Origin of the sequence: Paenibacillus sp. JSM ZJ436, from assembly GCF_044383795.1 — a bacterium.
Lineage (GTDB): Bacteria > Bacillota > Bacilli > Paenibacillales > Paenibacillaceae > Paenibacillus_AQ > Paenibacillus_AQ algicola.
The window spans coordinates 181,911-206,215 of sequence record NZ_JBISEO010000001.1 but is presented as its reverse complement, the minus strand read 5'-3'; the positions used below and the strand labels follow the sequence as shown (position 1 = coordinate 206,215).

The window sequence follows — 24,305 nt, the reverse complement described above, 5'->3', positions numbered from 1 at the left end:
GTCCTGCTGTCTTGCATGGTTCTATTAGCATTGAGAGCTGGGTTCTTTCTTGCCGAGAGATGACATAACCGCTTCATAATCCGGCATTTGATCGAGCACAGCTTTCAGATACGGCTTATCTTCCACATTGAGGGAATAGTGTACCCATTGGCCGCGACGTGCCTCACTGACAATGCCCTGAGACTTCAGCTTGCGGAGATGCTGGCTGATGCCGGGCTGGGAGACGTCCAGTAAATCCACCAAATCGCACACACACCACTCCTTCTCCTTCAGGAGAATAAGCATTGTCAGACGTGTTTTGTCTCCGAGCAGCTTGATTCGGTCAGCCATTTGTTCGATGGAGTCCATGTCTCATCCCCCTCTTTTGCAGGGAGCTAGAACCGCTAGCTCCATAAGACTTATAAGCGTATGATTATATACTACAAGATGAACGGGATGAAAAGCAACAATAAGATTAACCGAAGCGACCCTCGATGTATCTTTCGGTTCTTTCGTCTTCCGGATTTCGGAACAGCTTCTCCGTCTGATCATACTCCACCAATTCTCCGTTGAGAAAAAATCCGCACTGATCAGAAACACGTGCAGCCTGATGCAGGTTGTGCGTCACCATGACGATCGTATACGTATGACGGAGGGTCTTAACCAGTTCCTCGATCTTGAGCGTCGATAACGGATCGAGAGCAGCGGTGGATTCATCCATAAGCAGGATATCAGGGTTGACAGCCAGAGCACGGGCAATGCATAGCCGTTGCTGCTGTCCACCTGAAAGCTGAAGCGCCGGCTTTTTCAACAGATCCTTAACTTCATCCCACAGCACCGCCGATTTAAGGCTGCTCTCGACAATCTGATCCAATTCCGCTTTCTTCGTAATGCCATGCAGCCGAGGACCGTAAGCAATATTATCATAAATGGACTTGGGGAACGGATTGGGCTGCTGAAACACCATACCGACCCGTTTGCGCAGCATTTCCACACTAATCTGGTCATCATAAATCTCATGACCCATAATACGAATACTGCCTGTAATATTTACATCCGCAATGGAATCGTTCATCCGGTTAATGGTTCGCAACAGCGTCGATTTACCGCAGCCCGAAGGTCCGATAAACGCCGTGATTGACTGCTTGGGAACATCCATAGTGACGCTTTTGACCGCGGGCTGCTGCCCGTAGGAAACAATCAAATCTTTCATCTCGATGGCACTCATAGTATGAATCTCCTTATCTTACAGGTTTTTCTGGAATCTATTTCTCAGCACAACCGCCAGCATGTTCAGGCTCAGCAGCATAATTAGCAAAATGATGATACCGCTCGCAGCCAGATCATGGAACTCGGTTTGCGGCTTAGAAATCCAGTTATAAATCTGAATCGGAAGCACTGTAAATTGATCCAGCAAACTGTTCGGCAAAAAGGCAACATAGGTTAACGCACCGATCATGACGAGCGGAGCCGTCTCTCCGATTGCGCGTGAAATAGCCAAAATAATACCGGTCAAAATACCAGGAAACGCAGATGGCAGCACAGACCGCTGTACGGTTTGCCACTTCGTTGCTCCTAGTGCCAATGAGGCATCTCTGCGGGAAGAAGGAACTGCCTTAATGGCCTCCTGCGCCGATACAATAATAACTGGAAGCACGAGCAGGGTCATTGTCAGCGCACCGGAAAGCAAACTCCGCTCCAGATTCATCCCTCTGACAAAAATGGCAAGACCCAGAATACCGTAAACAATGGATGGGACGCCAGCAAGTGTGCTGATATTCAGCTGAATGAGCCGTGTCAGCTTATTTTTCTTCGCATACTCTTCCATGAAGATGGCGGCTCCTACCCCAATCAGGAAGGATATCGGCGCCATGATACAAACCATATAGAACGTTCCGATGAGTGCCGACTTCAATCCGGAGCCGGATGCTCGGCGAGAAGGATAATTCGTGAGCAGCTCGGGACGAAGCGTAGCCAGTCCGTCTATTAAAATATCAATAATCAAGACCATCAGTGCTAATATTCCGATCGAGGTGGCTCCGAGAAACAGGATCTTGGTCCATTGATCTCTTTTCTTTCTTCCGCGTACCTGCTGATGTGCTTTAGAAGGCTGTCCGCCCGGTTGCAATGCCATGCCGGCCATGTTAGTAAACCTCCCTAAATCGTTTAGATACTGCTGCAGCAACAATATTCAGCAGAAGTGTAATAACAAACAAGGTAAGACCGACTGCAAAAATCGAGCCGTATGCCAGTGAGCCATGCGGTGTATCTCCCAGGCTGACCTGTACAATGTAAGCGGTCATCGTCTGGATACTCTCCAAGGGACTTGCAGTCAGCTGAGGTGTCGCCCCCGCTGCAACTGTAACGATCATTGTTTCACCGATTGCCCGTGAGAAAGCCAGAACAAAGGAGGAGATAATCCCGGACAGCGCGGCCGGCAATACAACCTGAATCGCTACCTCGAATCGAGTCGCTCCCAAAGCATAGGCTCCGTGTCTCAAGCTTTTCGGTACAGCCTTCATGGCGTCCTCGCTCAAGGAGGAAACCATCGGAATAATCATAATACCGACCGCGATCCCGGCACTAAGCGCATTAAATAGGCTCGTACCCGGCAGCAAGGTTTGAAGCACCGGTGTAATAAAGCTTAAAGCGAAATAACCGTATACAATCGTCGGCACTCCAGCCAGAACCTCCAGAACCGGCTTGACGATCTTGGCAACCTTCGGGGAAGCATATTCACTCAAATAAATCGCAGTTGCCAGACCTACTGGCAGAGCAATACAGCAGGCTATCAACGTTACCAGCAGCGTACCGAACAACAGCGGAATGACTCCGAAGCTGACAGGCTGGATCAACGGTGCCCAAGTGGTGCCCGACAGAAACTTAAATACATTGACTTCTTTAAAAAAGGCAACGGATTCTGTGACAAGCGTGTATACGATACCGATTGTGGTAAAAATAGATACGAGTGCACATAAAAATAATAAAACAGGCATAGCATACTCAATAGATCTAGGCTTGTTCGAGCGAAATGGATGCTCTCCTGACAATTCCTTATTCATCATAGCTCTCCTCTTCAAAAAAACTAAAGCGTGTGTGACAGCTCTCTTGTCGCCAAGAGAGATCACACACGTTTTAAGTTACCGATTTACTTTAACTTCGCAAGGTTCTCCTGGTACATTTCTTCAGGCAGTCGAATGTATCCTACTTCTTCGGACAATTCTGCAGCGTTGTTCAAGTAGTATTCGATGAATGCTTTCAGCTCTGGCTTCTCCATCATTTGCTTGTTCACATAAACGAACAACGGTCTGGAGAGCGGTGCATATGATCCATCATTAATCGTTTCGTGTGTAGGTTCGATTGGACCACTGCCGCCGTCGATTGGAACAACCTTCAGCTTGTCCTTATTTTCTTCGTAGTAAGCGAATCCGAAGTAGCCCAGTGCATACTTTTCACCAGCGATACCTTGTACCAAGGTGTTATCGTCTTCACTGAATGTCACCTGTGCGTCGTTACGGCTTTGCTGTGCTTCCTCGTTAATCGTTTCTGTGAAATAGTCGAAGGTTCCGGAGTCAGCACCTGGAGAGAAGATTTTGATCTCTTCAGCAGGCCACTCGCTGCGAACGTCGCTCCACTTGGTTACTGTGCTGCCTGGCTTGAAGATGCTGTGCAGCTCTTCAACAGTCAGGTGATCTACCCAGTCGTTCTGCGGATTCACGAGTACGGACAAACCGTCATATGCCACTTCTAGCTCTACGTATTCAACGCCTTGAGCTTTAGCAGTTTCAGCCTCTTCATCCTTGATTGGACGGGAAGCATTGTTCATTGCTGTTTCACCGTTGGCAAAGCGCTTAAATCCGCCGCCAGTTCCGGATACACCTACAGTTACACGTACGTCGCCGTTCTCTTTACCAAATTCCTCTGCCACAGCTTCAGTGATCGGATATACGGTACTGGAACCGTCAATTTCAATGGTACCAGACAGTTTTGCAGGTTCTTCAACTTTAGTTGTTTCGGTATTGGTAGTACCCGTGCTCTCTGTGTTCGTGTTTGTACTTCCAGTACTCTCTGTACTTTCTGTCCCCTCTGAACATGCAGTCAGCGACACCGCCGCAGCCAGCAGCATTACCATGTAAAACCGTTTCCCCTTCTTCACGATCCCCATCACTCCTAAATATTTTTAATTGCTATCTACATGTACCATTATCGAACGTTTATGTTAGCGACAATCCTTACTTTTGTTAACGTTATGTAAATTGTGAATTTAATGTTGAAGGGGCTCGAAAGCGAACAGCATTTGTCTAGCGCATAGCTAGCAGCAAAAACACACTGTACCGGGGACAGTGTGTTTTTGCTGCTATGCGGACATGCATACATCCCATTATAGATGCAGTTTTACTCAGACCAACTCAGACAAGGAGCAGCGTCAACGTCAGCAGGTCAAAAAGCGCTAACGGCAAAATCACATTCGAAGGGTAATAGGGCGGCCGGGGTCTAGGCGGATAGTAGCCTCCCGGATACGGATAATAGCCGCGGGATTGAACCGGCTCCATACTAATGTAAATAAACGTTTTGTCATAACCGACCAGTGTCCCCTCCAGCACCTCCTGATCCACCGTTTCAATACGAACCTTACGGTTTACAGCATTCTGCAGCGCATGATGAACCTTGGACTTATGCTGCTTCATTTGCTGCGCCATGTGCTGGTCACACTGATACAGCAGTTGATGGCCGGTATGTGTAGACATGAACATCACTCCTTCAAGTTTCCTATGTGGGCATTGTATGCGATTGGCCTCCATAGGGTGAATGCCCATATGATTAAGGTTTCATTTTTGTTTATGGAGGGTAATGATTTATCTGCCTAACCATCTGTCATTTATACAACGGGAGGGATATTTATGGCTGACATGATCGCCGAAGAGGGTCGCTTTGCGATCCATGATCAAGATATGACTCAAGCAGAAGTAACCTACTCTTCTCAGGGAGAAGGAACAATCAGTATTGATCATACTTATGTAGACCCGAAATTTCGGGGACAAGGTCTCGCAGGAAAGCTCATACAGGAGGTCATTCAGCATGCCCGGGAGAATCATCTGAAGATTATTCCTGCCTGTGCTTATGCGCAGCATCATTTTGAAACTCATCCGCAGGACCAGGACGTGCTTCACTCCTGACACAAAAAAAGCTGTCTCTCGCCTCTAAGGGCTGAGAAACAGCTTTGACTCTACTATAAGATCCGGTTAGCACCGTTATATTTCGGTCCCCAATATGAACTGCCGAGGCTGTCCACTTTGACTCCGCTGCTGGCTGCAGAAATAAACTGATTATTTCCAATATAAATGCCAACATGCGATGTTGAAACCTTATTCGTAATAAAGAATACGAGATCACCAGGCTGAAGATCACTTTTAGCTACAGGCGTTCCTACATTCTTATGCATTCCAAGTGAACTATGCGGCAAGGAGATCCCCTGCTTGGCAAATACATACTGAACAAACCCTGAGCAGTCGAATCCGGACGGAGAGGTTCCTCCCCACACATATTTCGTTCCCGAATACTGCTTGGCAACAGAGATGACCTCGGCTCCCTTGGATGCTTCTGGCTCAGGTGCAATATAGGCCGGCTTGTAGCTGCCTCCATCGGTATTGATCATGGCAATCTGATTGGCTGCATTCCAGGACACTTCATGTCCAAAGGCCTCCGATACAAACCTCACCGGCACGTAAGTCACTCCGTTTACAATCCGCATCATCGTATCCATCTTTACCTTGTCAGATCCGATCTGTGCATAGCTGGAGCCCGCGTGCAAGACGGCTTTCCAATTGCCTTTGACAATGGTCACTTTCGTCAGCTCTTGACTCTTCTCAAAATGAACCTCGGCTCCTAGATCCTCCGCAACCATGCGAATCGGAACCTGGGTGAAGCCCTGATCATCAACAAAAGGTCCCACTCCCGTAAATGAAACCAATGCGTCGTTGATTTGTACCTGTATAGATGACATTGCAGCATGTGTTGTGTTAGGTAATAGTGACATACTGGTTACAGCAATCGTTCCTGCAACCATCACTTGCTTGAACCACTTATTCATCGTTTTAAAAAATCCTCCCCCGCAGCTTCCAGGCAGCTCCAGCTGTAAATGATGGAGTCCCTGTACCATACGTGCTGTATGTATGGTTCCAGCTCTTTTTAACCAAGTCTACCCACTTAAAGTAACATACGAGGATTAGGTGTGCAGATTTAAAATGTGTCTAAATGGTGAATTAATGAATGTTTTGTAACCTTTATGATTCATTTTGATACTATTTTGAAACAACTGGAAATTCATTGGATAAGTTTGGAGATGTATGCTCTGATGAATTAACATGGCGCTTGTGCCCTTTGGGACAGGCTGTATTTGTTTTTCCATTCTGATGAGCTGTGCAATGTAGTTAAGAACAACGGAAACCCATTGAAGCCAGGAAGGTGTGTTTTAATCTGGCAGATTGTCCATCCGTGCTGCTTAGCAGTGCGGATTTTTTGTACCCCTTGCTCCTTCTTCAGGAGCGGAGTCAACGGACAGCTGCTGATTGGAATCCTTAACCGAGAGGGCAGAAAATGAACCTTTGTTCATTTCTCTGCCCTTTTTTTGTTGTCTAAATATCGGTTAAGACCAGCTCAATGATTAAATTAAGGAGGATCTATGATGACAATCACCACCAATCAAGCCCTGCAATACGAACAGATGAAGGAAGAAGTTCTGCGTTACGCTCAATCTTATCGCGGTGCACAATATGTAACGGCAATGTCACCCCAGCAAAACCTTCGGGCAGCAAAGAATGTCATGGAGGAAACCGAAGAAGCCGCTGCTCTGCTCAAGTCCGGGGCCAGCGTACCGCTGCCGGCTATGGAAGGAATGGAACAGATTTTACAGCTGCTAGGCACAGGATACATTTTGCAAGAAGGAGACTGGATGCAGCTGCAGCAGTTTCTCAGAAGCGTCAAGCAGCTGCTTCGGTACATGGAGACAAAGCGCGGAATTGCGCCGGTGATCAGCTCCTATGCCGCATCCATGTCGGAGCTGCCTGGGCTGCTCATGGAAATTGAGCGATGTATTTATGCCGGACGTATCCAGGATCACGCCAGCAAGGAGCTGTCCAAGATTCGTAAAAAGCTTCTGCTTACCGAAGATAAACTAAAGCGAAAGCTCAGTTCTCTCTTACTTAAGCACCGGGAGCTCCTCCAGGAAAGCCTCGTCAGTCAAAGAAATGGTAAATACGTCATTCCGGTCAAAAAAGAGCATCGCCGCCTGATCCCGGGTGTCGTTATGGATGAATCAGCCAGCGGACAGACCGTGTACATCGAGCCGGCCGATGCCGCGGCGCTCAGCGGGGAGCTTAGCTTGCTGCAAGCGGATGAAGCTAGAGAGGAAAATATAATATTAAGTCTATTGACCGCCAAAGCAGAAGCGCATCTGACGGAGCTGGCTCACAATGCAGAGGCGGTCGGACAATACGATTATATCCTGGCCCGCGGTAAATACGGATTGTCAATCGGAGGTCAACCCGTAAAGCTAAATGATGAGGGCGTGATCTCCTTACGCCAAGTTCGTCACCCCTTGCTTCATAACAGTATGATTCCGTTAGATGTTGAAATGGGTGGCACCTGCCGCGCTCTCATCATTACCGGACCCAATACCGGCGGCAAGACGATGACACTCAAAACGGTCGGCCTCGTCACATTAATGGCTCAATCCGGTTTATTCATCCCTGCTGATGAAGGCAGTATGTGCAGTATATTTCGTGAAATTTTTGTAGACATTGGAGACGGACAGAGCCTGGAGCATGCACTGAGCACCTTTTCTGCCCATTTGGCACAGATGAAGCGGATCCTCGACTCGGCAGATCATCGTTCTTTGATTCTGCTAGATGAAATGGCTTCCGGAACCGATCCTGGAGAAGGCATCGGGTTGTCCATCGCGATATTAGAAGAGCTTCATCGACGACGCTGTATTATTATGGCGACTACTCATTTTAATGAGCTTAAGCATTTTGCCGCAAATACGCACGGCTTTCAGAACGCACGAATGGAATTTGATCTCCATACACTCGCTCCAACGTACAGGCTGCGCATTGGCGAAGCCGGAGAAAGCTATGCACTAATCATAGCGGCCCGGCTTGGCATCTCGAAGGACATTATTACCAGATCGCTTGAACTTCGCAGCAGCCATCAGGTACATCCTATCGGTACACCATCATCTGAAGACGGCCGTGAAGAAGAGATCGTGGAAGCCGAAAGTGATGCTGAGCCTCCGTCTTCTTCTGAAGAGCCCCAGGAGGATGCTCCTGCTTTAAAAGTACAGGAAAGCAGATCTCCATTTCAGGTCGGCGATGCGGTATGGATCTCATATCTAAATGCGATTGGCATTGTTTATGCTGTGGAGGATAAGCGGGGCAGGGTTGGAGTCCAGGTTCGGGACTCGAAGCTAAGAATCAATCACAAACGGCTAAAGCTGCATATTGAGGCAGCCGAGCTCTATCCGGAGCAGTATGACATGAGCATTGTGTTTGACAGCAAGGAGAATCGAAAGAAGCGCAGGCTGCTGCAGCGCAAGCATGTCGAGGGCTTAAGTATTGAGATGAAGCCGGATGAAGGATGAGCCATCACTTACTCTTGGATGGATTGCCGATTCTATTGGAGCGTAATGAAGAATTAGCATCCTTTTCACAAATTGTTGTACAATATAGACTAAATGACTTGTTGAAGGATGGTATTTACATGATGTATGTAGCAAATGACTGGAAAGACTATGAAGTAATTGACACCGGTGGCGGTGAGAAGCTGGAGCGCTGGGGAGAGGTTCTGCTGCGCCGCCCGGATCCGCAAATTATCTGGCCCCTGCAGCAGGACACCGGTCTGTGGAGAAACGTTCACGGACATTACCACCGCAGCTCCTCCGGCGGCGGCAGCTGGGAAATGAAAAAAGCGATTCCCGAACGCTGGACCATTCAATATGATCGACTCAAATTTCATATCAAGCCGACGAGCTTTAAGCATACCGGGCTATTTCCAGAGCAGGCCGCCAATTGGCGCTGGATGATGGATAAGATTGCCGGTGCCAATCGTCCGATTCGGGTGCTGAACCTGTTTGCCTATACAGGCGGTGCGACCGTAGCTGCTGCTTCTGCCGGTGCCGAGGTTGTGCATGTGGACGCTGCCAAGGGAATGGTGCAGTGGGCCAAGGAGAATGCCGCCCTCTCCGGCCTCGCTGCTTCGCCAATCCGCTATATTACAGATGACGTCTTCAAATTCGTACAGCGGGAGAAGCGTCGCGGCAATCAATATGACGCGATTATTATGGACCCTCCTTCCTATGGGCGAGGACCTAGCGGCGAAACGTGGAAGCTCGAAGAAAGCTTATATCCTTTTCTTGCAAGCTGCATGGATATTGTGTCAGATCAGCCGCTGTTCATGCTTATTAATTCCTATACGACCGGGATCTCTCCAACCGTACTGCGAAATATGCTGTCGATGACCATGCAGCATAAATATGGCGGAACCATCAGTGCCGGAGAAATTGGACTGCCAATTACCCATTCCGGGCTGAACCTGCCGTGCGGAATATTGGGTCGTTGGGAGTCCTGAGGATGAGCACATCCCGTTTGCAAGGCTCTGACATTCCTGTTCTGTACGAAGACAACCATCTGCTGGGTGTCATCAAGCCGGTAAACATACCGTCGCAAGAGGATGCCTCCGGTGATCCCGATATGCTCACTTTGCTCAAAGAGGATCTCAAAGAGCGCTACAACAAGCCTGGCAATGTCTACCTTGGCCTGGTCCATCGTCTCGATCGCCCCGTGGGAGGTGCGATGGTGTTCGCAAAGACGTCTAAAGCAGCGTCGCGGCTGTCGGATGCAGTGCGCAGCCGCAGCTTCAAGAAGCTGTATGCCGCTGTGGTGCACGGTACCCTGCACCGTCCTTCGGGACGCCTGCAGGATGCACTCAGCAAGGACAGCCGCACCAACACCGTCACCGTGGTTCCTAAGGGAACGGAAGGGGCCAAGGAGGCGGTGCTGGATTACAAAGTACTTGCAGAGCAGGATGGCTTTAGCCTGCTTCTCATAGAACTGCATACCGGCCGTCCTCACCAGATCCGGGTCCAGCTCAGTCATCTCGGCCATCCCTTGTACGGAGACCAGAAATATGGCAGCCGGCAGAACAAGCCGGGACAGCAGCTAGCGCTCTGGTCCCTGCTGGTCAGCTTGTCTCATCCCGTCAGTAAAGAGCAGGTGCAGCTCCGCTCTAATCCACCCGCCACCTACCCCTGGAGCCTGTATCCGGAGAGCTTGGTTTCCTCCGCAGTAGATCAGCATTGCAGCACATGATAAACGTACGGCTGGAGCCTGAGATAATCAGGCTCCTTTTTGCTGCTGCTAAGCATGTCATTTCAGCGGGAGAACCCTCCGCTAGCCAACTTCGCGGGGCATTGTGCCCACCTTGCCTAGCAGATATACCAGCAGCTGCTGATTATGGGAAGAGATGCGGTTAAGCATCTGATTTAAATATTCATTTCTGACCTGAATACCGCGCTGCATCTCCTGACGTCCGATGGTCGAAATGCTGACCCACACAATGCGGCGATCTCTCTCATCCCGCTCCCGAATAATGAGTCGGTTCTTCTCCATGCGATCCAGAAGCATGGTGACCGCAGCTGGACTTGTAGCCAGATAAGGGATGAAGTCCGAGGGCTTCATTCGCCTCCGCTCCTCTAATACCTCCAGCACGGTCAGCTGCGCCTCCGTGAGCGATGGAGCCAAGCCCTGCTCCATATGCAGCTTATAGTCTTTAGCGATCCTGGACCATACCTTAGCAAATTCATGAGAATGCATGGTTAAACCTTCCCCTTTCTAGTTTGTGATGTGTTCCCCGGATCCTCAACGATGAAGCGCCCGGCAGCCCTTTTTCCGGTAGTTTATAGCGTTAAGTTTCGTCTCACAGGAAGCTTATTCCTGCCGAAAATGATAAAAAATAAAACTTCCAAGAAAGCGACAAATGCCGTCAGCCTCATCCCGACAAGGTGCTTCAGACATGCCCTGGTTTCGACATATTCATGTCACTACACGACTTGCACACAAAAAAAAGCATCCGCTCCCAAGGTCCGGGAAACGGATGCTAAAGCATACTTTCATATTACATGCCTGACGTTTTGAATGCAGGCTGCTGAATGATGTCCTTCAGCTCGCCTTTGCGGCCGACATCCGCCAGCAGCTTGCCAATGGATTTCCGATCTCCAATGGGTGCCTGCTCGGTACTGAAATGATACAAGCTGTTGTCCTGGGCATATGCAGTCAAGGACAACGGCTCTTTACAGTAATAAGCGCCAATGAGCCGGCTTCCATTCGGTTTTACTCTCTTGCCCTCCTTGAATTCAAAGGTCACAATGCCTTTGCCTCCCCGACTCTGAGCAAGATAATCAGCCAGCAGCGAGCGTTTGCCATAGCCCAGATCACTAATCACGAAAATTTCACCCTCATCCTCAGTAACCCATAGAGCGGCGATAACCTGATCATCTTCACGAAGCTGGATGCCTTTAACGCCCCCCGATACACGTCCCATCGGGTTCACCTCGGATTCCTGAAAGCGAATGCTCATGCCGGCAGCTGTAATCAGGACCAGATCCAGATTACCCTGGCTCATGCTGACGGAAATGACCTTGTCCTCTGCTCCCAGCTTGACGGCTGCTACGGCACCAGAGCGTTTGGTCTCATAATCCTTAAGCTCCGAACGCTTAACTTGACCCTTCGCGGTGACGAAGACGAGGCTCTGACGGGCCTCTTCAAAGCTGGAAATCGGAAGAACCGATATAATATGATCCTCTTTTGCCAGCTGAATGACATTGACGATGGCGGTCCCGGCTTCCTTCCACTTGTACTCGGGAATCTGATGCACCGGCAAGACAAAGTATTGCCCCCGCTGCGTAAATATAAGCAGATTCTGAAGGGTATTCACCTCCAGCACGCGGGTGATGTAATCGCCCTCTTTCACGCCGGAGCTGTCCAGCTCACCGCCAGAGCGGGTGAAGGACATACGGCTTGTCCGCTTGACGTAGCCATCCTTGGACAGCGTAACCAGCACATCCTCTGCCGCGACCATGACCTCCAGGTTTACTTTGATCTCTTCAACCTCTTCTTGAATTTTGGCACGACGCTCGATTCCGTACTTCTCGCGAATCTCCATCAATTCCTTGCGAATGACCTGGATCAGCTTCTTATCACTGTTCAGAATTCCGCGAAGCGTGTCAATCTTCTTCTCGAGCTCATCAAGCTCCTTCTGCAGCGAGTGTATTTCCAGATTCGTCAATCGGTACAGCTGCAGCGTTAGAATGGAATCCGCCTGGCGCTCGGTGAAGCCGAACATCCACTGCAGATTGTTCTGTGCATCCTGACGATTCTTCGAAGCCTTGATCGCTGCAATGACCTCATCCAGAATGTTCAGTGCCTTGACCAGACCCTCCAATACATGAGAGCGGTCCTCGGCCTTCTCCAGCTCGAATTGAGTCCGGTATGTGACGACCTCGCGCTGATGATCAATATAAGCCTGCAGCATGTCTTTCAAACCAAGCTGCTGCGGAGCTTTGTTCACAATGGCGACCATGTTGAAATTGTAATTGACCTGCAGATCTGTTTTCTTCAGCAAATAGGCAAGGATTCCGTTCGCATCGGCATCCTTTTTCAGCTCGACAACAATACGCAGGCCTTCCCGGCCGCTCTCGTCACGAACCTCGGCGATCCCCTCAACCTTTTTCTCCAGACGGATGTTCTCCATTGCAGTGACGAGTCTTGCTTTTACAACCTGAAATGGGATCTCCTTAATTACAATCTGCTGCTTCCCGCCGCGAAGTGATTCAATCTCAGTAAGGGAACGAAGATATACCCGGCCTTTCCCGGTCTGGTATGCGTCCTCAATGCCTGATTGTCCCATGATAATTCCGCCTGTCGGGAAATCCGGTCCTTTAATAAAGGTCATAATCTCGCTCAGCTCAATCTCCGGCTTCTGCATCAAGGCAATACAAGCATCGATGACCTCCCGCAGATTATGCGGCGGAATCTCTGTCGCGAAGCCGGCGGAAATGCCGCTGGTTCCGTTGACCAGCAGATTCGGGTACCGCGAAGGAAGCACGACAGGCTCCTTGGCAGTGTTATCGAAGTTGTCCTTAAACAGCACCGTACGCTTCTCAATATCCCGCAGCAGCTCCATGGCAATCGGAGACAGGCGGGCTTCCGTGTAACGCATGGCAGCCGCAGGATCATCATCCTGAGAGCCCCAGTTGCCGTGACCGTCGACAAGCACATGCCCCATCTTCCAGGGCTGCGCCATCCGCACCATCCCCTCATAAATCGAGGAATCCCCGTGAGGATGATAATTACCCATAACGTCCCCAACGGTCTTGGCGGATTTACGATATGGCTTGTCCGGCGTGTTGCCGGAATCGTACATGGCGTAAAGAATCCGGCGCTGCACGGGCTTTAGGCCGTCACGAACATCGGGAATGGCACGATCCTGAATAATATATTTGGAATACCGGCCGAAGCGGTCGCCGACGACCTCTTCCAGAAATGCCGGCAAAAACTGTTCTGATAAACTCATAGCTTCACCTTCTATTCCTCAAACTCTGCGAAGTTGACATTTTCCACGATCCAGCGCTTACGCGGGTCAACCTTATCGCCCATCAGCGTGGATACCCGCCGCTCCGCCTTGGCAGCATCCTCAATCTGAACCTGCAGCAGCGTTCTGGATTCCGGATTCATGGTCGTTTCCCACAGCTGCTCCGGATTCATTTCTCCAAGACCCTTGTACCGCTGAAGCTCGTAGCTCTTGAACTGCTTTAAATAGTTTGCGAGCTGGGCTTCATTCCATGCATATCTTACCGTTTCCAGCTTGCCGGATTTGCTCGAAATCTTGTAAAGCGGCGGCTGGGCAATATAGACGCGCCCGGCGTCAATCAGCGGCTTCATGTAGCGGTAAAAGAAGGTCAGCAGCAGCACCTGGATGTGGGCGCCATCCGTGTCCGCATCAGTCATGATAATAATTTTGGAATAATTGCTGTCGCCTGCCGAGAATTCATTGCCGATCCCGGCGCCGATCGCTGCAACAATAGCACGGTATTCTTCGTTCTTCAGAATGTCTGCAAGCTTGGATTTCTCCGGGTTCATTGGTTTGCCCTTGAGCGGTAGAATCGCCTGCAGCTTGGAGTCCCGTCCCTGCTTCGCCGAACCGCCCGCGGAATCGCCTTCGACAATAAACAGCTCTGTCTTGGTGAAGTCTTTGGACTGGGCAGGAGACAGCTTGCCGCCCAGATTAGAGCTTTCGCTGCGCTTCTTCCCGGTACGCATTTCGTCTCTGGCCTTCCGAGCGGCCTCCCGGGCTTTAGATGCCTGTATGGCTTTCTTCAGGAGGGTCTGGGCGATCTGCGGATTCTCTTCCAGGAAAATCTGCATTTTGTCAGTGACAATGCTCTCTACAGCACTCCGGGCAGAAGCACTTCCCAGCTGATCCTTCGTTTGTCCGACGAACTCGACCTCGGACATTTTGACGCTAATAATCGCCATCATCCCTTCACGCAGGTCGCCGCCCTCCAGATTCTTATCCTTCTCCTTCAAGAGCTGGTTCTTGCGGGCGTACTCGTTCATGGCCCGGGTATACGCAGTCTTGAAGCCGGTCTCATGCGTGCCTCCGCCCCGGGTCGGGATTGAGTTAACGAAAGATGCCAGCGTCTCGGTATAGCCGGCGTTATATTGCATCGCAATTTCGACCTCGATGTCTTCTTTCTCCGCAGAGAAATGAATGACATCATGCAGTACATCCTTGCCTTCGTTCAGGAAAGCGACAAACTGGCTTGCCCCGCCTTCGTAAAAAAATTCATCCTGATTCCCGCTGCGCTCGTCCTTCAGCACAATTCGCAGTCCGGAGTTCAGGAAGGCAATTTCCTGCAGACGTTCAGCCAGCGTGTCATAGTTCAAATGGATGCCCGAAGCAAAGACCCGGGCGTCCGGCTTAAAGGTTACCTTGGTTCCGGTCTTATTCGTATTGCCGGTCACTTCAAGGCCGGTCACCGGCTCGCCTACATGCTCACGGCCCTTCTTGTCCTGCCAGTATTCAAAACGCTGACGATGAATTTTGCCGTCACGGAAAATCTCGACCTCCAGCCATTCTGACAGCGCATTCGTTACGGAAGCACCGACACCATGAAGACCCCCGGACTTCTTGTATCCGCCGCCGCCGAATTTGCCGCCGGCATGCAGGATCGTGAACACGACCTGCGGTGTCGGGATCCCGGTCTTGTGCATTCCTGTTGGAATGCCCCTGCCATTGTCTATGACGGTAATGGACTGGTCCTTGTGCAATTGGATTTCAATTCTCGTGCAGTACTTCGCCAGGTGCTCATCGACTGCATTATCCACGATTTCCCATACGAGATGGTGCAGTCCGGATGAACTTGTGCTGCCTATGTACATGCCTGGCCGCTTGCGTACTGCAACGAGGCCTTCGAGCACTTGAATGTCGTCAGCATCGTATCCCGGGCGGCCCTGGCCGCTCTGTGATGACTCTGCAAACCCATCGATCTGTTCGACCATTCATGCTCCTCCTTCTTTTCTTCGCTTAACCTTGACACAATATAAGGTGGTTTGGCTTAAAATGCAAACAAATGTTTTTATACTTTGTACATTTTAATTCAAAATATCCCTTCTCGTAAAGACGGTGAATGAAATGATCACCGCGGCAAGACCCCAAACCGCCAGCACAGCCAGTGAAAAATTCAGTGTCATGCCCTCAATTGGAGGCAATCTGCCTTCTAGATACCCTGGAAGATTCAGGTTCACCATAAACAAATATTTGGCGCTTGTCCAGGCTGATGCCATATTCGTCAAAATTGTACCAGAGATCAGCGCCGCCATCATCACGACGATGCTGGCGGCTGTGCTCCGCACCAGCACAGAAACCATAAAGGCAAGTAATGCGACACATACACTCACAAACCAGGTCAGGCCACCCTGCATCAGGATATATTGCCACTGTGGAATCGCATGTACGGAGGATAGATCTACCTCTGTACCTGTAATCTTAAAGCCTGTAAATACGGGCAGCTGCAGGCCTTTATAGCCAAAGGCAAGTCCGGATATGCCGTATGCAAGGATATAAGTGGCCAAAATAATGAGCGAGACGAACAATATAAGCGTGATCATCTTGCTGAGCAGAATCTTCCAGCGCTTGACCGGGCGGGTCAGCAGCATCTTGATCGTGCCTGTTGTACGTTCCCCTGATACCAGATCTGAAGCGACAGCCATGATGAGCAGAGGAATAAACAGTGAAACCGCGTTGTTCATAAATTCCCTCGTAAAGTTCACGCCTGTCGGCTGATTGGGATTTACATCCTGATCCAGATAGTACTGCATTTGCTGAATATAAATTTGCCGGTATTTTTTATATTCTTCGGGAATACGGTCACTCCCCAAGGAATTCTGATTATCAATAATGCTCTGCTGCAGCTCTAATCGCCAGTCGTCGTTAAATTTCCCTTTGCTTCGCTCTGCGGACTTGACCTGGGCATACGTGAACATGGGCACTAGGATCAGGATGACGAGAAGAATAACGTAAAAACGCTTTTTCTTGATGACCTTGATCGTCTCATTCTGGATCAGCGGCAGTATATTATTCAATGCTCTCACCCTCCGTCATCTGCAGGAACAGCTGTTCCAGTGTAGGATTGATCCGGCTGACACCGAACACCTCTATACCTGCTTCCATCAGCTTGCGAACCGCTAGAGGAGTCATGTCTTCTGACAATATTGTGACCAGTGCCTTCTGTCCCATTCCAGCCAGGACAGAATCATCCAGCACCTCGCCAGGCTTCTCGATAATTTCACAGCCCTCTACTGCGGACAAAATGGATTGAGCCTCCGCCGGGGAAGACACATGCCAGATCACATAGCCGGAGCTTCCCGCAATCAGCTCCTGAACTCCGCCTACAGCCAGCACGGAGCCCCGGCTAATAATGGCTACCCGGTCACACAGCAGCTGGATTTCACTAAGAAGATGGCTTGATACGAACACCGCCAAGCCCTCCGCAGCCAGGCGGTGAATGAACTGGCGCATTTCCTTGATGCCTTTAGGATCCAGGCCATTAGTTGGCTCATCCAGAATTAACAGCCTGGGCCGGCCAAGCAGCGCCTGGGCAATTCCCAAACGTTGACGCATGCCGAGGGAATAGGTGCGAACCTTGTCGTGAATCCGCTTATCCATTCCGACAATGTCAACAACCTCTGCGATCCGCGCCGCATCCACACCCGGCTGCATTCTTGCAAAGTGCTCCAGGTTCTCCCAACCGGTCAAATAGCTGTACATCTCCGGATTTTCGACAATAGAGCCGACATATTGCAGCGCCTGCTCCTGCTGCGTGTTTACATTGTAGCCGCAAACCTTGATCACGCCTTCGGTCGGTTTAATCAAATCCACCAGCATGCGGATCGTTGTCGTTTTACCCGCACCGTTAGGACCCAAAAAACCAAACACCTCACCGGCGCGAATATCAAAGGTTACATCCTTGATAATCCATTTTCGCCCGATCTTTTTCTTGACATGATTCACAGACAGCACGATTTCATCTGACGCATGTTGCATACCTTGCAGCTCCTCCCGTGAGTTCAGTAGCTTGAATAAAGAAGTGTAAACAGGTCATCCTCTGCTATTGAAGGCCTTGCGCGATTCGATCTGCGATCTGCTGGTAGCCTTCTCCATTGGGATGGAAATGGTCTCCGGACAGATACTGCTCCAGTTTACCCTGAAACAGATCAAAGGTCGGAATCAACATCGCATTGGCATCCTCATTAATGACCTGCTGGGCCGCATAATTCCAGGATGAAACAGCCATATTCCCAGGCAGCAGCAGCTCTTCAATATCTCCGAACGGATGATAAAGCCCCAGGTATAGAATGCGGGCGGTAGGATTGATTTCACGGATGGACTGAATAATCTGCTTCAGCCTTTCCGTTGCGGCAGGAATCTCCTGTACCAGCTGCTCCGGATCCAATGCAGCTTCCCCGCTTTGGGCTTGAGCATTATCCGTAAGTCCGCTGTTTTGAAACAGATCATTTCCGCCAATGGACAATAGAATCAGATCTGACTTCTCCAGCGCATATTGCATGCCCGAATCCTTCAGATTTGATAGCAATCCCTCCGTTGTCAGTCCGTTGATGGCCAAATTGTTTAACAGCTCACTCTGGACCCCGATCTCATTCAGTCTTGTGATGCTGCGCCGAACATAACCTTCTCCGCTATTGTCTCCCGTTCCTTTCGCGAGAGAATCTCCAAGCGCAGTGACCTTAACTCGTTCTGGCAGCGGAGGCAGCACGGATGTCTTTTCTCGGCCTTTCTCACCTGCAGGGAACTCTTCTGTTTCTGATGATGAGCTCTCACTGGCCTCCTCCGCCTTCTCCCTTTCTGACGTCACCGGCTCGACAGAATCAGCTGTCGGCTGATTAATATCCTGATACGCATAAATAAATCCGATGAGAAACGTAATCGTCGCGGCGATCGAAATTGCTGCCGTCATCCGCCATATCCATTTTGATGAGTTCAACTGTATCCCTCCGGCTGTTCATAGTCTTATCGTAGCAGTTCAAAAGGCGTTGATCCCTGCTGTATATGTACATAAACATAAAACTTCCCGTCGCATTTTGCAAATCGGCAAAATGATAAAAAGAGGCTGACCTAAACGATCTAGGGTCTTGCGGGATGGTCTCGTTTGTTGTTGTGAGATGCTCTAAGCATATCCATTCCCCAAAACACAGGTAAGATAAAGAAACCGCCCTTTAGTAGAATGGAAGTGTCTAGCAACCATCTAAAAAGGAGCGGTCTCATTTGTACATTCAATAATAAAAACGTGGCAGTGCTGGGATCACCTCCCTGACTCCACCACGTCTTTATTTTTGCTTCAGATCTCACTTAAGTGAGCTGTCTCGTTAAACAAGAATCTACTTTTGAGACCGCCGCTTTCTATAAATAGTGAGCCTAAAGCCTCAGACTCATCCGACCTTGAGGGGAAGGCCGGATGTCTGCTTTACTGGCTAATAAATTCCTGAACCCAATGTCCGTTGTAATAGCCGACACCGATCATCGTAAAATTCGGAGACAGGATGTTCTTGCGATGACCTTCGCTGTTCATCCACGCCTTCATCACTTCCTCCGGTGTCCGTTGACCTTTGGCGATATTCTCACCGGCGTATCTGTAAGAGATTCCGTAAGCCTTCATCATATCATATGGAGAGCCGTAGGTCGGAGATGTATGAGCAAAGTAATTGTTGCTGCTCATATCCTTTGCTTTATCTAGAGCCATAGCAGCAAGCTCCTGGTGAACAGTCAAAGACTTCAGTCCTGCCTTGGTGCGCTCCTGATTGACCAGCTCCACCACTTTGGCTTCCATAGCCGCCTGTTCGGTAGTTACGGGCGCTGCTGGCTGCTGCTTGGGCACTTCAGGTTGGCTTGGGGCTGGAGACGCGGGCTCACTAGGCTTGGTCGCTTCAGGCTGGCTCGGGGCCGGAGCCGGCTGCTGGGTTACACGCTCGCCAGGCACGAGCCATTTAAAGCTTCCGTAGCCCTGACTTTTTAAATATTGCTCAATTTGCTGCTTCAGTCCTGCATAACGATCTGTCGATGAAGCGGCAGAGGCCGAGGACGGAAAGAGCAGTCCGACGGACAACACTGCAGCCAGGCTTCCTGCCGCTGCTTTTTTCATAATATGTTTGCGCATAAGTTCAATCTCTCCTTTGAGCTTTTAAATTTGGTTACAATTTTGTCACCGATATGTAATCATTGTAGCATGAATCAACCGATCCGCCATCCTGCAAAAGTTGGAAAGCGATGCTTGAACTCTTCACGGTGCACAAAGAAAAACCCGGCTCTACTTAGGAGCCGGGCAAAGGAAGGGTAGGGCTACAGCTTTTTGGTGAACTGATAGCCGTTCTTTTCAAAGCCAATATGTTCGAAAAATGCATGTGCCGGGGCTAAGCCTTCCCGGTTGCCGCTTGTAAGAAACAAGAGGTTGCTTCCGTGCTGTCTTCCCCAGTTCTCTCCCCCGTGAACCAATCGTTTGCCGATTCCTTGGCCGCGGCAGTTTGAGGTTACGAACAGCGACGTAATTTGAGTGATTCTCTCCGTCATCGTGTAGGACTTGACTTGCCGAAGCATAATCATGCCTACTACCTTCCCATTCTGTTCTGCAATTAGATTGCAGTGGGACGAATTGCACGACATATTCTCCATCTGCTCCCGAATGACACTTTGTGTCGTCGGATAGGACAACTCGCGCATCAGGGACGTGACGGATTCCAGATCTCTGCTCTCATACGTTCGAATCAGCAGTGCAGGCGCAGTCATAACGCTTTCCATGCTCATTTACCCTCAAGCTTCCCTTCTACTATGATATCAACTCTCCACTCTCTTATTTTCTTTCTTTCTCAGAGAGATTTCAAGTCCATATCGACAATTTTCCCCATATTGCCACAGGTTTCTTCTGCCGAAACTTACAGAAATTTGTACTGGGCCTCAATTAACCCATAATAAATTCCTTGCTGGGTCATCAGCTCGTGATGATTGCCCTCCTCCATAATGCGTCCATGATCCAGCACTACGATATGGTCAGCGTGGCGAATGGTCGAAAGCCGGTGAGCTACGATAAATGAGGTTCGCCCCTTCAGCAGCAGCTTCAGCGCCTCCTGAATTTTCAGCTCAGTCTCGGTATCAATGGAAGCCGTAGCTTCATCCAAAATAAGAATACGAGGATCCGCCAGCAGAGCCCGGGCAAAGGACAGCAGCTGTCTTTGGCCCATGGAGAGCATGTTACCGCGCTCCTCGACCTCGGTTTCATAGCCGCCTGGCATGCTGACGATAAAATCATGGGCGCCGACAGCTTTGGCCACCTGCTCAATCTCCTCATCGGTCGCATCCAGACGCCCAAAACGAATATTGTCCCGAATGGTGCCCGAGAAGATGAAGGTATCCTGGAGCACGATTCCGATCTGGCTTCGCAGACTGTCTACCGTAACTTTTCGGATATCATACCCGTCAATCGTAATCGTTCCGCTGGTAATATCATAGAAGCGGCTGAGCAGATTGATGATGGTGCTTTTACCTGAGCCGGTGTGCCCGACAAGCGCGATGGACTGGCCTGCTTTCACATCCAAATTAATGCCCTTGAGCGCTTGGCGCCCCGGTTCATATTCAAATACGACATCTCTCAGCTGAATGTTACCCTGAATCGCTGGAATCTTCTTTGCCGCTTCGGCATCGGCAATGTTCGGCTTCTCATCAATAAACTCGAAAATGCGCTCCGAGGATGCCATGGCTACAAGCAGCTGATTATACATCATGCCCAGCCGGTTAATCGGCTCCCAGAAGTTGCCGACATAGTTCGAGAAGGCAATCAGCAGGCCGATGGTCAGCTCGTTGCTCTCTATCAAAGACGCGCCAAGCCAGAACAGAATTAATGTCCCGACACCGCCGGTAATTTCGATCATCGGTCCGAAGGCCTGGTTCATGGCTGAAGCTTTATCCCAGGATTTTTTGCTGTCCATGTTCATGGCATCAAAGAACTTCATGTTTTCTTCTTCTTGAGTGTATGCCTGCGTGACACGAATGCCTTGAATGGATTCATTCAAGTGCGAGTTAATCCGGGAGTTCTTTGCACGAACCTCCTGCCAGGCGCGACGAATGCGAACCCGCAGTGCGGTCGAAATCAAGAACATGATCGGAACGGTCACAATGACGGCCAGACCCAGCTTGAAGTTAATAGCCAGCAGGATGATCACAATCCCGAAGAGCTGGACACAGTCAATCATGAGGTTAACAACCCCGTTCGTAAACAAATCCTGAAGGGAGTTCACGTCATTCGTTACACGGACAAGCACAGATCCCGCCGGGCGTTTATCAAAGAAGTTAAACGACAGCTTCTGGATATGGCGGAACAAATCTGTCCGCAGATCGTAGATGACCCGCTGCCCGATAATATTCGTATACTTGATGCGGAAAATGCCGGTAATATACTGTACTACGAATAAGAGCAGAACGGCCGCAGCGATCTGGTAAAGCAGGGTCAGGTTCGTGCTGCCTGTCTCGGCGCCTAATGCCTTATCTATAGCCATACCCGTCAAATAAGGCACCGTCAGCTTCGTCACCGTGCCAATCAGCATCAGGATGATGACTAACGGAATCATCTGCTTCGCATAAGGCCTCATATAGGAAGCCAAACGAGCCAGCTGCTTCCAGTTAAACGGCTTCTCAATCGCTTCATCATCCTGATACACAAAGCGTTCATTCAAGGTTTCTTTCGCCCCTGCTCCACTCGCGGAGGGCTCAGGCCGCCTCTTGCTCTTTAATCCTGCGCTCATGACTGCACCTGCCCTTCCACAGTTCCCCCCGAGCGTCTGGCGATCAGGTCGGCATATTGAATCTGATAGACATCCCGGTAAGGGCCGTCGAGCTCGATCAGCTCATCATGCTTGCCGCGCTGTACGATCACCCCTTCATCCAGAACGAGAATTTCATCAGCATGACGCAGTGATGAAATCCGATGCGCGATAATAAAGGTCGTTCTCCCGTTCATAACCTCCTGGAACCCCGACTGGATCTCATGCTCGGTTTCCATATCGACGGCACTGGTGGCATCGTCGAGGATGAGTATTTTTGGGTCCTTCAGCAAAGCCCGCGCAATGGCGATCCGCTGCTTCTGACCTCCGGAGAGGCCCATTCCGCGCTCCCCGACCACGGTATCGTAGCCATGCTCCATCTCCATGATGAAATCATGCGCCTTCGCCAGCTTGGCTGCACGAATAATGTCTTCCATGCTTACATTTTTCATGCCATAGGCGATATTATTGCGAATGCTGGAGGAGAACAGGAACGTCTCCTGAAATACGGTCGCGATCTGGCTGCGAAGGCTGCGGACTTTAATGTCCTTCACGTTCACCCCATCGAGCGTAATGCTGCCGGAGTTCACGTTATAAGCATGCATCAGCAGCTGAATGATCGTTGATTTACCGGAGCCGGTTCCCCCTAGCAAGCCGATAACAGATCCTGGTTTGGCATGAAGCTGAATATCTTTAACTGCCGCCATTTTGTTGCCATAAGCAAAGGTCACGCTGTCAAACACGACATGCCCCTTGACCTCATCGGGCTTCAGTGTAATGGCGTCTTCACTGTCCTCAACATCGACCGGCTGATGGAGCAGCTCCAGCACCCGCTCTCCGGAGGCTTTGGATTGAGTGTAGTTGTTAATATGAAATCCAATGCCCCAAAGCGGTCCGATGATGTACCAGATCAGACTGAAAAAGGCAACCAGCTGTCCCAACGTCAGCTCCTGATTAATGACCATACGTCCACCGAACAGCAGCAACAGCACGACACTGATGTTGGCGAAGAGCTCCATTAAAGGAAAGAAACGCGCCCACAGCGCGGACGCAAAAATCTGATTGCTTTTATAACGTTCATTACGCCCTGAAAATTTAACGACCTCATGCGGCTCCCGGGCAAAGGACTTGACGGTCCGCACACCGGTAATGTTCTCCTGCACTGCCGTCGTCAGCGAGCTCAGCGCCAGGCGCATTTCCTGAAAGGCCGGATGAATCTTGGATTCGAACCGCAGCGCTGTGACGACCAGGAAAGGCATGCTGATCATGGTGAACAGTGTCAGCTTCCAGCTGATGGAGAACATCATGATGGAGCCGAAGGTGACCATCATGACCACATTCAGCAGCTGGGCAAAGCCAAATCCGATAAACATCCGAATGGCTTCCAGATCTCCCGTCAGGCGGGACATCAGGTCTCCGGTCCGCGCGGTATCATAGTACCGGAAGGACAGAAATTGAAGCTTTTTGTAACAGGCGTTCCGCATTTGATAAGCTAAGAAATTGCCGAGCCTTCCACCATAAAATCCGTGTAAAAATTGCAGAAATGCTTTGATCGTTACGACCCCTACGACCGTGAGTGCCAGCTGAGGCACCAGGCCGAAATTTTCCGGTCTGATCGCATCATCGATCAAACGCTGCAGCAGGTACGGGTATACCAGTCCGAGCGCGGTCGCCATCGCCAGACACAGTATGGAAAGAAAGAGATAGACTCGTTTCTCCCAAAAGAAGCCCTGCAGTTGCCTGAGAACATTCATCTTAATCCTCCCTAATCTCAATACGAACAGTTATGTAGCATTTATGAAGTTTATCACCGACTTCCAAAAGCGGCAAAGACAAAAAAAAGCGGAATTGGCGATGATCTGACCTTCTGAAAGCGTTTCGTGCAAC

Annotated in this window: 21 protein-coding genes; 4 read left to right on the top strand and 17 right to left on the bottom strand. The window is 50.0% G+C overall.

Features of this window, described 5'->3' with window-relative positions:
* Positions 1–24: 24 nt before the first annotated feature.
* The 6 genes from ACH6EH_RS01080 to ACH6EH_RS01055 form a co-directional block, all read right to left on the bottom strand.
* Positions 25–348: an ArsR/SmtB family transcription factor gene (locus ACH6EH_RS01080; RefSeq protein ID WP_397330751.1), complete on the bottom strand. Its 324-nt coding sequence runs from the start codon at positions 346–348 to the stop codon at positions 25–27.
* Positions 349–454: 106 nt separating this feature from the next.
* Positions 455–1,207: a phosphate ABC transporter ATP-binding protein PstB gene (gene pstB / locus ACH6EH_RS01075; RefSeq protein ID WP_138225645.1), complete on the bottom strand. Its 753-nt coding sequence runs from the start codon at positions 1,205–1,207 to the stop codon at positions 455–457.
* Positions 1,208–1,225: 18 nt separating this feature from the next.
* A complete protein-coding gene (pstA, locus tag ACH6EH_RS01070; protein WP_138227719.1) occupies positions 1,226–2,113 on the bottom strand; it encodes a phosphate ABC transporter permease PstA in 888 nt (295 codons plus the stop codon).
* Between the two features lie 10 nt (positions 2,114–2,123).
* Positions 2,124–3,041, bottom strand: coding sequence for a phosphate ABC transporter permease subunit PstC (gene pstC / locus ACH6EH_RS01065; protein ID WP_397330940.1), 918 nt, complete (start codon positions 3,039–3,041; stop codon positions 2,124–2,126).
* A gap of 86 nt (positions 3,042–3,127) precedes the next feature.
* Complete coding sequence (locus ACH6EH_RS01060) at positions 3,128–4,144, bottom strand: PstS family phosphate ABC transporter substrate-binding protein (RefSeq protein ID WP_397330750.1); 1,017 nt, start codon at positions 4,142–4,144, stop codon at positions 3,128–3,130.
* A 244-nt stretch (positions 4,145–4,388) separates the two neighbouring features.
* Positions 4,389–4,727, bottom strand: a complete 339-nt coding sequence (locus ACH6EH_RS01055; RefSeq protein WP_138225643.1) for an LSm family protein — start codon at positions 4,725–4,727, stop codon at positions 4,389–4,391.
* A gap of 153 nt (positions 4,728–4,880) precedes the next feature.
* On the opposite strand from ACH6EH_RS01055, the gene ACH6EH_RS01050 reads away from it, so the two are divergent.
* Positions 4,881–5,156, top strand: a complete 276-nt coding sequence (locus tag ACH6EH_RS01050) for a GNAT family N-acetyltransferase (RefSeq protein ID WP_397330749.1) — start codon at positions 4,881–4,883, stop codon at positions 5,154–5,156.
* Between the two features lie 53 nt (positions 5,157–5,209).
* Here the strand turns inward: ACH6EH_RS01050 and ACH6EH_RS01045 are convergent, their stop codons facing one another.
* Complete coding sequence (locus ACH6EH_RS01045) at positions 5,210–6,070, bottom strand: C40 family peptidase (RefSeq protein WP_397330748.1); 861 nt, start codon at positions 6,068–6,070, stop codon at positions 5,210–5,212.
* Positions 6,071–6,664: 594 nt separating this feature from the next.
* Here ACH6EH_RS01045 and ACH6EH_RS01040 point away from each other — a divergent pair.
* The 3 genes from ACH6EH_RS01040 to ACH6EH_RS01030 all read left to right on the top strand — a co-directional run bounded on the left by ACH6EH_RS01040 (position 6,665) and on the right by ACH6EH_RS01030 (position 10,343).
* Complete coding sequence (locus tag ACH6EH_RS01040) at positions 6,665–8,617, top strand: endonuclease MutS2 (protein ID WP_208202883.1); 1,953 nt, start codon at positions 6,665–6,667, stop codon at positions 8,615–8,617.
* A gap of 122 nt (positions 8,618–8,739) precedes the next feature.
* Positions 8,740–9,603, top strand: coding sequence for a class I SAM-dependent methyltransferase (locus tag ACH6EH_RS01035; protein WP_138227715.1), 864 nt, complete (start codon positions 8,740–8,742; stop codon positions 9,601–9,603).
* Positions 9,604–9,605: 2 nt separating this feature from the next.
* Complete coding sequence (locus ACH6EH_RS01030; protein WP_397330746.1) at positions 9,606–10,343, top strand: RluA family pseudouridine synthase; 738 nt, start codon at positions 9,606–9,608, stop codon at positions 10,341–10,343.
* An 81-nt stretch (positions 10,344–10,424) separates the two neighbouring features.
* Here ACH6EH_RS01030 and ACH6EH_RS01025 read toward each other — a convergent pair whose 3' ends face one another.
* The 10 genes from ACH6EH_RS01025 to ACH6EH_RS00980 form a co-directional block, all read right to left on the bottom strand.
* Entirely contained in the window at positions 10,425–10,847 is a 423-nt protein-coding gene (locus ACH6EH_RS01025) for a MarR family transcriptional regulator (protein ID WP_138225640.1), read from the bottom strand.
* 301 nt (positions 10,848–11,148) lie between these two features.
* Entirely contained in the window at positions 11,149–13,605 is a 2,457-nt protein-coding gene (parC, locus tag ACH6EH_RS01020) for a DNA topoisomerase IV subunit A (RefSeq protein WP_397330745.1), read from the bottom strand.
* 11 nt (positions 13,606–13,616) lie between these two features.
* Complete coding sequence (parE, locus tag ACH6EH_RS01015) at positions 13,617–15,593, bottom strand: DNA topoisomerase IV subunit B (protein WP_397330744.1); 1,977 nt, start codon at positions 15,591–15,593, stop codon at positions 13,617–13,619.
* A gap of 93 nt (positions 15,594–15,686) precedes the next feature.
* Positions 15,687–16,676, bottom strand: a complete 990-nt coding sequence (locus ACH6EH_RS01010) for an ABC transporter permease (protein ID WP_397330743.1) — start codon at positions 16,674–16,676, stop codon at positions 15,687–15,689.
* Complete coding sequence (locus tag ACH6EH_RS01005; protein ID WP_397330742.1) at positions 16,669–17,637, bottom strand: ABC transporter ATP-binding protein; 969 nt, start codon at positions 17,635–17,637, stop codon at positions 16,669–16,671. The genes ACH6EH_RS01010 and ACH6EH_RS01005 overlap by 8 nt, the downstream gene beginning before the upstream one ends.
* A 64-nt stretch (positions 17,638–17,701) precedes the next feature.
* A complete protein-coding gene (locus tag ACH6EH_RS01000) occupies positions 17,702–18,595 on the bottom strand; it encodes a GDSL-type esterase/lipase family protein (protein ID WP_397330741.1) in 894 nt (297 codons plus the stop codon).
* 480 nt (positions 18,596–19,075) lie between these two features.
* Positions 19,076–19,765 carry a CAP domain-containing protein gene (locus ACH6EH_RS00995; protein WP_397330740.1) on the bottom strand — a complete coding sequence of 230 codons (690 nt, stop codon included), beginning with the start codon at positions 19,763–19,765 and terminating at the stop codon, positions 19,076–19,078.
* 182 nt (positions 19,766–19,947) lie between these two features.
* Positions 19,948–20,409, bottom strand: coding sequence for a GNAT family N-acetyltransferase (locus tag ACH6EH_RS00990; protein ID WP_397330739.1), 462 nt, complete (start codon positions 20,407–20,409; stop codon positions 19,948–19,950).
* 128 nt (positions 20,410–20,537) lie between these two features.
* Complete coding sequence (locus ACH6EH_RS00985; protein ID WP_138225633.1) at positions 20,538–22,400, bottom strand: ABC transporter ATP-binding protein; 1,863 nt, start codon at positions 22,398–22,400, stop codon at positions 20,538–20,540.
* Positions 22,397–24,172 carry an ABC transporter ATP-binding protein gene (locus tag ACH6EH_RS00980; RefSeq protein ID WP_397330738.1) on the bottom strand — a complete coding sequence of 592 codons (1,776 nt, stop codon included), beginning with the start codon at positions 24,170–24,172 and terminating at the stop codon, positions 22,397–22,399. Before ACH6EH_RS00980 ends, ACH6EH_RS00985 begins: the two co-directional genes overlap by 4 nt.
* Positions 24,173–24,305 lie beyond the last annotated feature (133 nt).

Bases quoted from the DNA above. Each gene is read 5' to 3' on its own strand.
- ACH6EH_RS01080 (WP_397330751.1), bottom strand. From the start codon at position 348: ATGGACTCCATCGAACAAATGGCTGACCGAATCAAGCTGCTCGGAGAC.
- pstB (WP_138225645.1), bottom strand. From the start codon at position 1,207: ATGAGTGCCATCGAGATGAAAGATTTGATTGTTTCCTACGGGCAGCAG.
- pstA (WP_138227719.1), bottom strand. From the start codon at position 2,113: ATGGCATTGCAACCGGGCGGACAGCCTTCTAAAGCACATCAGCAGGTA.
- pstC (WP_397330940.1), bottom strand. From the start codon at position 3,041: ATGAATAAGGAATTGTCAGGAGAGCATCCATTTCGCTCGAACAAGCCT.
- ACH6EH_RS01060 (WP_397330750.1), bottom strand. From the start codon at position 4,144: ATGGGGATCGTGAAGAAGGGGAAACGGTTTTACATGGTAATGCTGCTG.
- ACH6EH_RS01055 (WP_138225643.1), bottom strand. From the start codon at position 4,727: ATGTCTACACATACCGGCCATCAACTGCTGTATCAGTGTGACCAGCAC.
- ACH6EH_RS01050 (WP_397330749.1), top strand. From the start codon at position 4,881: ATGGCTGACATGATCGCCGAAGAGGGTCGCTTTGCGATCCATGATCAA.
- ACH6EH_RS01045 (WP_397330748.1), bottom strand. From the start codon at position 6,070: ATGAATAAGTGGTTCAAGCAAGTGATGGTTGCAGGAACGATTGCTGTA.
- ACH6EH_RS01040 (WP_208202883.1), top strand. From the start codon at position 6,665: ATGACAATCACCACCAATCAAGCCCTGCAATACGAACAGATGAAGGAA.
- ACH6EH_RS01035 (WP_138227715.1), top strand. From the start codon at position 8,740: ATGTATGTAGCAAATGACTGGAAAGACTATGAAGTAATTGACACCGGT.
- ACH6EH_RS01030 (WP_397330746.1), top strand. From the start codon at position 9,606: ATGAGCACATCCCGTTTGCAAGGCTCTGACATTCCTGTTCTGTACGAA.
- ACH6EH_RS01025 (WP_138225640.1), bottom strand. From the start codon at position 10,847: ATGCATTCTCATGAATTTGCTAAGGTATGGTCCAGGATCGCTAAAGAC.
- parC (WP_397330745.1), bottom strand. From the start codon at position 13,605: ATGAGTTTATCAGAACAGTTTTTGCCGGCATTTCTGGAAGAGGTCGTC.
- parE (WP_397330744.1), bottom strand. From the start codon at position 15,593: ATGGTCGAACAGATCGATGGGTTTGCAGAGTCATCACAGAGCGGCCAG.
- ACH6EH_RS01005 (WP_397330742.1), bottom strand. From the start codon at position 17,637: ATGCAACATGCGTCAGATGAAATCGTGCTGTCTGTGAATCATGTCAAG.
- ACH6EH_RS00995 (WP_397330740.1), bottom strand. From the start codon at position 19,765: ATGCGCAAACATATTATGAAAAAAGCAGCGGCAGGAAGCCTGGCTGCA.
- ACH6EH_RS00990 (WP_397330739.1), bottom strand. From the start codon at position 20,409: ATGAGCATGGAAAGCGTTATGACTGCGCCTGCACTGCTGATTCGAACG.
- ACH6EH_RS00985 (WP_138225633.1), bottom strand. From the start codon at position 22,400: ATGAGCGCAGGATTAAAGAGCAAGAGGCGGCCTGAGCCCTCCGCGAGT.
- ACH6EH_RS00980 (WP_397330738.1), bottom strand. From the start codon at position 24,172: ATGAATGTTCTCAGGCAACTGCAGGGCTTCTTTTGGGAGAAACGAGTC.